Below are 12436 nucleotides of genomic sequence, written 5' to 3' on the forward strand. Positions count from 1 at the left end.
GTTACGGTGACGGTTGGATGACAGCCCCCTTGTCGCAAATCTGTCACTGGCGTGAGCTAGGCTCGCGGGCTTGAATGCCCCCTTGAGTTTGCGTCCATGGTCCGAGGCCTGTTGTGCGTTGCCCTATTGTTTGTCGCCGTGAATGCTCGCGCTGAAATCTGGCCTGAAAAGGAGTGGGCCGTGGGCACAGCCCTCACTGGTCCCGCTGTCGATGCCCTGAACGCCTACGCTTTCCCACCCCGTGACGATGCCACCCGCAACGGTATTCGCACCGACGCGTTGCTGGTCATTCGGGATGGCGAAATCATCTATGAACGCTACGCCGCACCCACCACTGCCAGCACACCGCACCTGACCTGGTCCGTCAGCAAAAGCCTGATGGCTACCGTGCTGGGCGTGGCCTATGGGCAAGGCCGCTTCAAACTCAGCGACCCTGTCGCACGTTTCTACCCGCCGATGAAGCAGCACCCTAAGGTAACCATGGCCGACTTGCTGCACTGGGCCTCCGGGTTGGATTGGCAGGAAGACTACGAATACGCCCCGTTGAAGTCTTCGGTGGTGGCGATGCTCTACACCCGTGGCCACACCGACATGGCGCAATTCACGGCGGATACCGAAGCCGCCGCCGCCCCCGGCCAGGTTTTCCGCTATTCCAGCGGCGACAGTAACCTCTTGTCCGCCGCGCTCAAGGGCATGCTCGGCCACAAGGCTTACATGAACTACCCATGGGACGCGCTGTTCCAGCCCCTGGGCATTCGCGACGCAACCTGGGAAACCGATGCGGATGAAACGTTTGTCGCGTCGTCCTATGCCTATCTCACAGCCCGCGATCTGGCACGAGTAGGGCTACTGATGGCGCGGGATGGACGCTGGGGCGAGCGGCAACTGCTGCCCAAGGACTGGGTCGCCTTCAACCGCCGGCCCTTCGACCGCTACAAAGCCGGCCAGGATGAAGCTGTGCCGGGCGGCCAGTGGTGGCTCAACACCGGCGCCCCCCAACCCTGGCCCGACGCACCGGCCGCCACCTTTGCCGCGCTGGGGCACTGGGGCCAGGCGCTGTTTGTGCTGCCCTATGAACACCTGGTGATCGTGCGTTACGGCGATGATCGGGATGGTAGTTACCGGCATAACGAACTGCTCAAACGAGTGCTGGCGGCGGTGCGCTCATGATGCGTCGTCATCCGTTCATCAGCGTTTTACTGGTGTTGTTTATCGCACTCTTGGGCTGGGTTTGGCACGAGCGCGTCAACCTGCAAGCCTTCCCTGACATCATCGCGGCGTACACCGCCAAGGAGTATTGCTCGTGCCGGTATGTGGCCAACAACCCTGCGCAGTATTGCCTGGGGTATGTGAAGCAGTACGTGCCAACCAGTGCGTTCACTGACTCGCCGGAACGCAGTGAAGTCACGGCAAGCGGTTTAGGGCGTACGCAGACGGCGCGGTGGTTGGGCGACCGTCAAGGCTGCCGCCTCAACCCCTGACACACCCAAATTCCCCTGTGGGAGCTGGCTTGCCTGCGATAGCGCCAGGTCAGTCAACATCACGGGTGCCTGTGCCGCCGTCATCGCAGGCAAGCCAGGTCCCACATTTAGATTATCTGCGTGGGTTCTCGGAAAAAGAACCGGCCCTGAGGTTCCACAGAGTGGAACCACCTTTGATTGTCCTCACGCGCACATCGCGCTTAGCTGTCGATGTGTCGCCAACAAGAACGGGACCACCCGCCTGTGAGGAGAATCACCATGCGCCCGCACCAGCACATTCTGGATTGGCTCAGTGACGTTGCCAGCGACTTGCACGCTGTGCGTCACGATATCCACGCCCACCCCGAACTCGGCTTTGAAGAGAACCGCACCTCAGCACTGGTCGCGCAGTCATTGCGGGAGTGGGGGTATGAGGTGCATACCGGCATCGGCAAGACCGGTGTGGTCGGCGTGCTGCGTAACGGCAGCAGCTCGCGCACGTTGGGGATTCGCGCCGACATGGACGCCTTGCCCATCATCGAAAATACCGGCGCGGTCTATACCAGCCAGCATGCCGGCTGCATGCACGCCTGCGGCCATGACGGCCACACCACCATGTTGCTCGGTGCCGCGCGTTACTTGGCGGCGACGCGGCAATTGGACGGCACTTTGAACCTGATTTTCCAACCCGCCGAAGAAGGCCAGGGCGGTGCCGAGGCGATGTTGGCGGACGGTTTGCTGGAGCGCTTTCCTTGCGACGGGTTGTTCGGCATGCACAATATGCCGGGTTTGCCGGCGGGGCATCTGGGCTTGAGAGTTGGCCCGATGATGGCGTCCCAGGATTTGCTTACCGTGATCCTCGAAGGTGTCGGTGGCCACGGCTCCATGCCACACCTCACTATCGATCCACTGGTGGCGGCAGCCAGCATGGTCATGGCTCTGCAAACGGTGGTGGCGCGCAATATCGATACCCAGGAAGCCGCCGTGGTCACCGTCGGCGCCTTGCAGGCCGGCCAGGCGGCCAACGTGATTCCCCAGCAAGCGTTATTGCGCCTGAGCCTGCGCGCACTCAACCCCAAGGTGCGTGAACAAATGCTGGAACGGGTCAACGCGATCATCCAGACCCAGGCCGCCAGCTTCGGCTGCACCGTGCAGGTCGAACACCGCCCGGCCTACCCGGTGCTGGTCAACCACGCCGAAGAAACCGAATTCGCCCGTCAGGTCGGCGTGGCCTTGCTCGGTGCCGACGCCGTGGACGGCAACACCCGCACGCTGATGGGCAGCGAAGACTTCGCCTGGATGCTGCAACGCTGCCCAGGCAGTTATCTGTTTATCGGCAACGGCGTGTCGCGGCCGATGGTGCACAACCCCGCCTATGACTTCAACGACGACATCCTGCTGACCGGCGCAGCCTACTGGGGCGCGCTGGCCGAGAGCTGGCTCAAGCCGGCCTGATGACCTCTTTTTTCTGCCGCTGGACCCTTTCCCTGACCGGTTGAACGGAGTGTTCCTCATGCAGACTGCAAAACCTGGTGTTTCGCGCACCCGCCAAGTGGTGGCGGCGGTGATTGGCAACGCGTTGGAATGGTATGACTTCATCGTCTACGGCTTTCTCGCCAGTATCATCGCCCGGCAGTTCTTCCCCTCGGAGGACGAATACGCCTCGCTGCTGATGGCCCTGGCCACCTTCGGCGTGGGCTTTTTCATGCGCCCGGTGGGCGGCATCCTCTTGGGCATCTACGCCGACCGCAAAGGCCGCAAGGCGGCGATGCAGTTGATTATCCGGTTGATGACCGTGTCCATCGCGCTGATCGCCTTCGCGCCGAACTATGCTGCCATCGGCATGGGCGCGCCGTTGCTGATTGTGGTGGCGCGGATGCTGCAGGGGTTTGCTACCGGCGGTGAGTACGCGAGTGCCACGGCATTTCTGGTGGAAAGTGCACCGGCCCATCGCAAGGGATTGTATGGCTCCTGGCAACTGGTGGGGCAATGCCTGGCGGTGTTCGGTGGGGCAGCGATGGTGGCGCTGGTCACGCATTTCTTTTCGCCCGAAACCCTCGACTTGTGGGGCTGGCGCCTGCCGTTTGTGCTGGGCTTGCTGATCGGCCCGGTGGGGTTGTGGATTCGTCGGCACATGGAAGACCCGGAAGAGTTCATCGAAGCGCGCAAGCAAGCCACTGGCCCGGCGCCGAGCCTCATGCAAGTGCTGCGTGAGCATCGGCGCAGTATTTTGGTGTCGATGGGGCTGGCCTGCGGCGCGACGGTGTCGTTTTATGTGGTGCTGGTGAACATGCCGACCTTCGCTCACAAGAACCTTGGCCTGCCGCTGGACCAGGTGCTGATGGTGCAGATGTTTGCGGTAGCGCTGATGACTGTGGTGATTCCGTTGTCCGGCTTGCTCTCGGATCGATGGGGACGGCGACCGGTGTTGATGGCCTTCACCTTGGCGTTCTTCGTGATGGTCTACCCGTTGTATGTGTGGGTGGCCGCCGCACCGTCTATCGAGCGCCTGCTGGTGATGCAGGTGATGTTGTGCACGGCGATTGGCGGGTTCTTCGGGCCAGCGCCGACGGCATTGGCCGAGCAGTTCCCTATCGAGGTGCGCTCGACCGGCGTGTCGGTGGCCTATAACGTGGCAGTGATGGTGTTCGGTGGTTTCGCGCCGTTGATCGTGACCTGGCTGAGCAAGGTGCTGGGCACGCCGGTGGCGCCCTCGTTCTATGTATTGTTTGCGTGCGTGCTGACGCTGCTGGGCACTTACTGCATGCGCGAGGCACCCCGGGCGAGCAAATCGCTGCCGTTTTCCAGAGAGGTGAAGCCTTGAGTATTGTTGATTGGGATGCCACTGAACTGTCGCGGGCCATTCATGGGCGGCAGGTGTCGTGCGAAGAGGTGATGCAGGCGTACCTGGCACAGATTCAGCGCTTTAACCCTGGCGTGAATGCGCTGGTGTCGTTGCGCGACAGCGAGGCCGTGCTGGCCGAGGCGAGGGCCTGCGATCGTGAGTTGGACCAGGGCCACTCCCGTGGCTGGATGCATGGCATGCCCCAGGCCATCAAGGACCTGGCGGCCACCCGGGGCTTGCGCACCACCCTGGGCTCACCGCTGTTCGCCGAGCATGTGCCGGGCGAGGACGCCATCAGCGTGGCGCGGGTGCGGGCCAGTGGCGCGATCATCATCGGCAAGACCAACGTGCCGGAGTTCGGCCTGGGTTCCCACACCTACAACACGCTGTTCGGTACCACCGGCAACGCCTATGACCCGCGCCTGGCGGCCGGCGGCAGCAGTGGCGGAGCGGCGGTGGCCCTGGCGCTACGCATGCTGCCGGTGGCCGACGGCAGCGACATGATGGGCTCGCTGCGCAACCCGGCGGCGTTCAACAACGTGTTCGGCTTGCGCCCCTCCCAAGGACGGGTGCCCCACGGGCCGATGCCGGAGTTGTTCGTGCAGCAACTGGGCACCGAAGGCCCGATGGGGCGCAGCGTGACGGATGTGGCGCGGTTGCTGAGCATCCAGGCCGGTTACGACCCCCGCACGCCGCTGTCATCCCAGGCCGATCCGGCGGTGCTGGGCCAGCCGTTGCAACGCGACTTCAACGGCGCACGCCTCGGTTGGCTGGGGGACTACAACGGTTATCTGCCGATGGACGATGGCGTGATGAGCCTGTGCGAGGCGGCGTTGGATGATTTCACCAGGTTGGGCTGTGAAGTGCACAGCTGCCAACCGGACTTTTCCATGGCGCGCCTGTGGCGGTGCTGGTTGGTACACCGCCATTGGCTGGTGCACGGCAACCTCGGCGCGGCCTATGCCAACCCGCAAAAACGCGCACTGCTCAAACCCGAAGCGCAATGGGAAGTGGAGGGCGGCCAGGGCTTGAGTGCTCAGCAGGTTTACCAGGCGTCGGTGGACCGCAGTGAGTGGTACCGCGCCTTGGGCAAGCTGTTCGAACGTTACGATTTCCTGCTGTTGCCCACCGCCCAGGTGTTCCCTTTCGATGCACAACAGCCTTGGCCACGCCTCGTCGGCAGGCGTGAAATGGACACTTATCACCGTTGGATGGAGGTGGTGATCGGCCCGACCCTCGCCGGTTTGCCGAGCATGAGCATTCCGGTGGGCTTCAACCCCCAGGGCTTGCCCATGGGCCTGCAAATCATTGGCCCGGCCCAGGCCGACAGGGCCGTGCTGCAATTGGCCTACGCCCATGAACAACTGACCCAATGGGTACAACGCCGGCCACCGGCGTGCCTTGCAACGACCCGTTGAGCGCTGACCGGGCCTGTATCTTGCTGTGAAAAAAGATCATCCACCGGCAACAGGGAGATCGAACATGGAGACAGGCACCGTACGCTCGGTTGAACGCGCACTGGCAATTGTCGAGTTGCTGGGCGAGCACCAGGCCCTGGGGCTGGAAGAGTTGCACTACCTCACGCGCCTGCCCAAGGCCACGGTGTCGCGCATGTTGCTAACCTTGCAGGAACAGGGTTGGGTCTATCGGGGCCTGAGTGATCGACGTTACCGCCTGCGTGCCCGGCGCTTGTTCGGCGATACCCAGCAACGCTTCAAGCGCCAGGTGGTGGAGAGCGCCGCCCCCTGGTTATTGGAGCTCAGCGAGCGCACCGGGCTGGTGGTGGATTTGTCGTGCTTCGATGGTGAGCGCCTGGAGGTCATGGAGAGTGCAATTCCCAGCGTGTTGCGCAAGCTGTACCCGAATAACTGCCAGATCGTCGGCCAGTATGCCAGCCTGTTCCATTCCGCGATGGGCAAAGCCTGCTTGACGCAATTGCCGGCCGAAGAAGTACATCGCCTGGCAGGCCGTAATCATGTGGCGGCAGACGAGCACTATCGCGCATGCGAGCAAACCCAGCACCAGGGCTTTGGCCAGCGTACCGAGGGCTATTGGGAATATCCTGTGCGTTTGCCGTTCCTGATCCGGGCGGTGGCGCTGCCGGTGCGCGCCAATGGCCGCCTGGTGGGGAGCATGGCGCTGCATTGGCCAATGCATCAGGCGCCGGTGGAGCGAGTGTTGAATTTGCATATGGGCAGCCTTGAACAGGCGGTGTGCGAAGTGCAGCGAACGCTGGATTAAAAACACCGCAAAACCCTGTGGGAGCTGGCTTGCCTGCGATGGCGGTGTGCCAGGCGAGAAATGGTTCACTGATACACCGCCATCGCAGGCAAGCCAGCTCCCACATTTGAATTTGCGCCGGTTGTGAGATTGCGCTTAAGGTTCGCCCAGGTTTTTTGCCCCATGAGTTTTTATGTTCAATGTCAAACCTCTGGTCTTCGCGCTGCTGACCTGTGCTGCCGTGCCCGCCCACGCCGACTGGTACCTGGATAACGAATCCTCACGCCTGTCCTTCGTCACCACTAAAAACACCGAAGTGGCTGAAGTCCAGCGCTTCCTGGTATTGCATGGCAAGGTCGACGCCAAAGGTGCGGCTCGGCTGGAAGTGGAGCTGGACTCAATCAACAGCGGCATCCCGCTGCGCGACGAGCGCATGCGTAAAGAGCTGTTCGAGATCAAGACCTTCCCCGAAGCGCAGATCAGCGCGCAAATCAATCTGCAGCCCATCAATGACCTGGCATCCGGCGCGCAGTTGGAATTGCGCCTGCCGTTGAGCGTCACGCTGCACGGCAAGACCCAGACCTACAGCGCCGAACTGCTGGCCACGCGCCTGGATGAGCGGCGTTTCCAGGTGGTAACCCTGGAGCCCGTGGTGCTGCATGCCGAAGATTTCGACCTGGCGCCCGGTGTGGCTACCTTGCGCAAGGCGGCGGGGCTCAAGTCGATCAGTTTGTCGGTGCCGGTGGGTGCGGTGCTGATTTTCACGGCGCGCTGACATGAGCGGCGCGGTGTTCCCGTGGCGCAGCGCCAATCAGTTCGAATTGCTGATCGACGGGCCGAATTTCTTCCCGCAGATGCTGGTGGGCATCGCCCGGGCTGAGCAGCAGGTTGACCTTGAGTTGTATCTGGTCGAAGCCGGGGGCTGCGCCGAGGCCATGGTGCAGGCACTGGTGCTGGCCGCTGAACGCGGCGTGCAGGTGCGTTGCCTGTTCGACGATTACGGCAGCCTGGCGTTTACCCTTGGGCTGCGCAAGCGCTTGACCGACGCCGGCGTGACGCTGCGCTTTTACAACCGCCTGAATTGGCGGCGCTGGATGCGCAACCTGTATCGCGACCATCGCAAGCTGCTGCTGATCGACCAGCGCATTGCGGTGGTCGGCGGCACCGGTGTTACCGACGAGTTCTGGACGCCGGGGCAAGACACCGCCGACTGGCATGAAGTGATGGTGCAGATCAGCGGCCCGCTGGTGCTGGACTGGCAGGCCCTGTTCGATCGGCAATGGCACGCTAACGCCGCGCGCCGTGAATGGAAACCGGCGACCCATTTTGGTTTGCCCCGCTTACCCAAGGTGCCCGCCACCGGGCCGGGGCTGGGTCGCGTGGCGTATGCCGATGCGCGTCAGCACCGTGACATTCTGCAATCGTTGATTCGCGCCTTGAACAGCAGCAAATCGCGTATCTGGCTGGCGACCCCATACTTCCTGCCCACCTGGAGCGTGCGCCGCGCCTTGCGCCGGGCGGCAGGGCGCGGTGTGGACGTGCGTCTGTTGCTCACCGGCCCGCGCACCGATCACCCGTCGGTGCGTTACGCCGGGCACCGTTATTACCCGCGTCTGCTGCGTTCAGGGGTGCAGATCTTCGAATACCAGCCGTGCTTCCTGCACCTGAAGATGGTGCTGGTGGACGATTGGGTGAGCATTGGCTCGTGCAATTTCGACCACTGGAATTTGCGTTTTAACCTGGAAGCCAATCTTGAAGCGCTGGACCCGGGATTGACGGCGGCGGTGGTGGGCAGTTTCGAAGCGGACTTTGCCCAGAGCCAGGCGGTGAGTCTGGAGGCATGGAAGGCGCGGCCATTGTGGCGGCGGGTAAAGCAGCGGGTGTGGGGCTGGATTGATCGGTTGGTGGTCAACCTGCTGGATCGGCGCGGCTAGTCGGGCCACCTCAAGTCCAATGTGGGAGCTGGCTTGCCTGCGATAGCGGTGGTGAATATTCCACCGCTATCGCAGGCAAGCCAGCTCCCACCCAGACCGTGTTGACAGCTTCAGATCAGAGCAGTTCGAAGGTTTGCTGCTGCACATCCTGGGAATCCAACCCGATCTGTACATTGAACTCACCCGGTTCGGCTGCGTACTTGAGCTGGGTGTTATAGAACTTCAGGTCGTCCTCGGTGAGGGTGAAGTGCAGCGTGCGCGCTTCGCCAGCCTTGAGCATGACCTTCTGGAAATGCTTGAGCTCCTTGATCGGGCGGATCATCGAACCGGCCACGTCCTGGATATACAACTGCACAACCGTTTCGCCATCGACCTTGCCGGTGTTCTTCAGGGTGACGCTGGCGTCGAGCTTGCCGGTCTTGTTCAGCGTGGTGGACGACAGTGCCATGTCCGACAGGCTGAACGTGGTGTAGCTCAGGCCATAGCCAAACGGAAACAGGGGACCGGTGGTGTCATCGAAGTACTGTGAGGTGTAGTTGCCCGGCTTGCCTGGGGTGAATGGCCGGCCCACGGTCAGGTGGTTGTAGTAAGTCGGAATCTGCCCCACCGAACGAGGGAAGGTGATCGGCAGTTTGCCCGACGGGTTGTAGTCGCCGAACAGCACGTCGGCAATGGCGTTGCCGCCTTCGGTACCTGCGAACCAGGTTTCCAGGATCGCATCGGCCTGTTGGTTCTCTTCAAGAATCGACAGCGGACGGCCGTTCATCAACACCAGCACCAGCGGTTTGCCGGTGGCTTTGAGGGCCTTGATCAAGTCGCGCTGGCTTTGCGGGATGTTCAGGTCGGTACGGCTCGACGATTCGTGGGACATGCCACGGGACTCGCCCACCGCCGCGACGATGACGTCGGCGTTGTTCGCCGCCTTCACCGCTTCATCAATCAGCACCTGGGCAGGGCGCGGGTCATCCACCACTTCCGGAGCATCGAAGTTGAGGAAGTTGAGGTAGTCGAGCACCGCTTTGTCGCTGGTGATGTTGGCGCCACGGGCATAGATCACTTTGCCTTTTTCGCCGATCACGGCGTTCATGCCGTCGAGCAGGGTCACCGACTGCGCAGGCCGGCCGGCAGCAGCCCAACTGCCCATCATGTCGATGGGTGCCTTGGCCAGCGGGCCGACCAGGGCAATGGTCGCGGATTTTTTCAGCGGCAGGGTGTCGTTGTGGTTCTTGAGCAACACCAGGCTGCGGCGCGCAATGTCGCGGGCCTCGGTGCGGTGCAGGCGGCTGTCGGCGTAGGTGTCGACCGGGTCATCCTCGGCCTTGCCGATGCGTAGGTATGGGTCCTTGAACAGGCCCATGTCGTACTTGGCACCGAGCACTTCGCGCACGGCGTTGTCGATGTCGCTCTGCTGGATCTCGCCGGACTTGAGCAGCCCCGGCAATTCCTTGCCGTACAGCGAGTCATTCATGCTCATGTCGATGCCGGCCTTGATCGCCAGCTTGGCGGCTTCACGCCCGTCTTTAGCCACGCCGTGCTTGATCAGCTCGAAGATCGCGCCGTGGTCGCTGACGGTCAGGCCCTTGAAGCCCCAGTCCTTGCGCAGCAGGTCGTTCATCAGCCAGGTGTTGGCCGTGGCGGGCACGCCGTTGATCGAGTTGAGCGCCACCATCACGCCGCCGGAGCCAGCCTTGATCGCTGCGTGGTAGGGCGGCAGATAGTCCTGGTACATCTTGACCGGGCTCATGTCGACCACATTGTAGTCGCGCCCGCCTTCCACCGCGCCATAGAGGGCAAAGTGCTTGACGCTGGCCATGAGGCTGTCGGCATTTGCGGGGCTGGTGCCCTGGAACGCCTTGACCATGACTTCGGCAATGCGTGACACCAGGTAGGTGTCTTCACCGAAACCTTCTGAAGTGCGGCCCCAGCGCGGGTCGCGGGAGATATCGACCATCGGCGCAAACGTGATGTCGAGGCTGTCGGCGGCGGCTTCCTGGGCGGCGATGCGCCCGGAGCGGCCAATGGCGTCCATGTCCCAACTGGAGGCCAAGGCCAGGCTGATCGGGAAAATGGTGCGGTGGCCGTGGATCACGTCATAGGCGAAGAACATCGGGATCTTCAAGCGGCTGCGCATGGCCGCGTCCTGCATCGGACGGTTTTCCGGGCGGGTGATGGAGTTGAACGTGCCACCGATGCGGCCGGCGGCGATTTCCTTGCGGATCAGCTCGCGGGGCATTTCCGGGCCGATACTGATCAGGCGCAATTGGCCGATCTTCTCATCCAGGGTCATTTGCTTGAGCAGGTCGCTGACGAAGGCGTCCTTGTCGTTAAGCGCAGCAGGCTTTGTTTCTGCCCATACGGGGTGGCTGGCCAGAGTGGCAACAAGGCCGAGCAAACACAGCTTTTTCATGAATATCCTTTTTCGGCGACTGCGCAGCATTCAGAGAGATGCTGTCGGCCAAAATGTGGGGAACGTCTATTGTTGTTCGGGTGTTGTTCAGATAAATGCAGCACACTCTGAACTCTTTTTCGCGCTGGGCATCTTTGTAGCTGATTGGCTCGAAGCATTCCAGTGGTGGCGGATTATGCCCCAAGCGCGTGGTTTATAGGGTTAGTCGTCACATTCCATCAGATCGGGTAGGAGAAACACTATGCAAGCAGCACACACTTATCGCTGGGGCTTCAAGGCTGCGGCGCTGTTACTGATCAGCAGCGTGCTGAGCGGTTGCGGCATCAACAACATCCCGACCCTGGACGAACAGGCCAAGGCCGCCTGGGGCCAGGTGCAGAACCAGTATCAACGCCGTGCCGACCTGATCCCCAACCTGGTGGAAACGGTGAAGGCGTATGCCGCCCACGAACAGGAAACCCTCACCGCGGTGATTGAAGCGCGGGCCAAGGCCACCTCGATCCAGGTGGATGCGAGCACCCTGGACAACCCCGAGAAGCTCAAGCAGTTCCAGCAAGCCCAGGATGGCCTGAGCGGCGCACTCAGCCGTTTGATGGTGGTGTCCGAGCGTTACCCGGACCTGAAGGCCAACCAGAACTTCCTGGCCTTGCAATCGCAACTTGAAGGCACCGAGAACCGTATCGCTGTGTCTCGCCGTGACTTTATCCAGGCCGTACAGGCTTACAACACCGAGATCCGTACTTTCCCGGGCCGCCTGTGGCACAGCGTGATGTACAGCGATTTGCCGATCCGCGCCACGTTTGAAGCCACCAGCGCCGATGCCGATAAAGCGCCGCAAGTGAAGTTCAAATAAGACTGCACTGAGGTGTCGATGCGTTTATTACGGATAGGCCTGGCGCTGTGGCTGTTGGCCTGCGTGGGCGTGGCCCAGGCGGCACTGAGCTTCCCGGCGCTGACCGGGCGGGTGGTGGACAGCGCGCAGATGATCGACCCGGCGGTGCGCGAGCAACTGACCCAGCAATTGCAGGCGCTGGAGCAGACCTCGGGCGACCAGTTGGTGGTGGTCACCGTGCCCGACCTGCAAGGTGTGCCCATTGAGGACTACGGTTATCAATTGGGTCGCCAGTGGGGCATTGGCCAGAAGGGCAAGGACAACGGCGCGCTGTTGATCGTCTCCCGTGATGACCGCCAATTGCGCATCGAAGTCGGCTATGGCCTGGAAGGTGTGCTGACGGATGCGCAATCCTGGGTGATTATCAACCAGGTGATCCTGCCCAAATTCAAGGCCGGCAATTTCAGCCAGGGCATCAGCGACGGCGTGGCCGCGATGATCCAGGTGGTGGGCGGTGAGCCCTTGGCGGTGCCGGCTCATGTGGCGGATGCGAACTTCGCCATGGATAATCCCGGTTTTTCCATCGGCCTGTTTATTCTGCTGATCGGCGTGCTGTGGCTGTGCAATCGCATGGGCTTGCCGGTGGGCGCTATCCTGCTGGCGATTCTCAACAGCAGCGGGCGCGGCGGCGGTGGGGGCGGCGGCGGTGGTTTTCGCGGCGGCGGCGGTGGTTTTGGC

At 62.2% G+C, this 12436-nt stretch carries 11 protein-coding genes; 10 read left to right on the top strand and 1 reads right to left on the bottom strand.

Going from position 1 to position 12436, the window contains the following annotated elements; all coding sequences use genetic code 11:
- Positions 1-96 precede the first annotated feature (96 nt).
- The 8 genes from BMH52_RS23275 to BMH52_RS23310 all read left to right on the top strand — a co-directional run bounded on the left by BMH52_RS23275 (position 97) and on the right by BMH52_RS23310 (position 8459).
- Positions 97-1170: a serine hydrolase gene (locus tag BMH52_RS23275; protein ID WP_073845170.1), complete on the top strand. Its 1074-nt coding sequence runs from the start codon at positions 97-99 to the stop codon at positions 1168-1170.
- The gene (locus tag BMH52_RS23280) at positions 1167-1481 is read left to right on the top strand and encodes a hypothetical protein (protein WP_014717319.1); all 315 of its coding nucleotides are present in this window, start codon (positions 1167-1169) and stop codon (positions 1479-1481) included. The genes BMH52_RS23275 and BMH52_RS23280 overlap by 4 nt, the downstream gene beginning before the upstream one ends.
- 258 nt (positions 1482-1739) lie before the next feature.
- Entirely contained in the window at positions 1740-2915 is a 1176-nt protein-coding gene (locus BMH52_RS23285) for a M20 aminoacylase family protein (RefSeq protein WP_073845172.1), read from the top strand.
- Between the two features lie 58 nt (positions 2916-2973).
- Entirely contained in the window at positions 2974-4284 is a 1311-nt protein-coding gene (locus BMH52_RS23290; RefSeq protein ID WP_073845174.1) for a citrate-proton symporter, read from the top strand.
- On the top strand, positions 4281-5723 hold the full coding sequence (locus BMH52_RS23295) for an amidase (RefSeq protein ID WP_073845176.1): 1443 nt from the start codon (positions 4281-4283) through the stop codon (positions 5721-5723). The genes BMH52_RS23290 and BMH52_RS23295 overlap by 4 nt, the downstream gene beginning before the upstream one ends.
- A 64-nt stretch (positions 5724-5787) precedes the next feature.
- Positions 5788-6546, top strand: a complete 759-nt coding sequence (locus BMH52_RS23300; protein WP_014717323.1) for a helix-turn-helix domain-containing protein — start codon at positions 5788-5790, stop codon at positions 6544-6546.
- Between the two features lie 172 nt (positions 6547-6718).
- A complete protein-coding gene (locus BMH52_RS23305) occupies positions 6719-7300 on the top strand; it encodes a YceI family protein (RefSeq protein ID WP_003189365.1) in 582 nt (193 codons plus the stop codon).
- 1 nt (position 7301) lies between these two features.
- Positions 7302-8459: a phosphatidylserine/phosphatidylglycerophosphate/cardiolipin synthase family protein gene (locus tag BMH52_RS23310; RefSeq protein ID WP_073845178.1), complete on the top strand. Its 1158-nt coding sequence runs from the start codon at positions 7302-7304 to the stop codon at positions 8457-8459.
- Between the two features lie 115 nt (positions 8460-8574).
- Here BMH52_RS23310 and bglX read toward each other — a convergent pair whose 3' ends face one another.
- Positions 8575-10866, bottom strand: coding sequence for a beta-glucosidase BglX (gene bglX, locus BMH52_RS23315; RefSeq protein ID WP_073845180.1), 2292 nt, complete (start codon positions 10864-10866; stop codon positions 8575-8577).
- Positions 10867-11107: 241 nt separating this feature from the next.
- On the opposite strand from bglX, the gene BMH52_RS23320 reads away from it, so the two are divergent.
- Entirely contained in the window at positions 11108-11719 is a 612-nt protein-coding gene (locus BMH52_RS23320; RefSeq protein ID WP_014717327.1) for a LemA family protein, read from the top strand.
- Positions 11720-11737: 18 nt separating this feature from the next.
- The coding region (locus tag BMH52_RS29850) for a YgcG family protein (RefSeq protein ID WP_073845182.1) at positions 11738-12436 on the top strand (699 nt) is incomplete at its 3' end.

The organism is Pseudomonas sp. BTN1 (genome assembly GCF_001907715.1).
Lineage (GTDB): Bacteria > Pseudomonadota > Gammaproteobacteria > Pseudomonadales > Pseudomonadaceae > Aquipseudomonas > Aquipseudomonas paracarnis.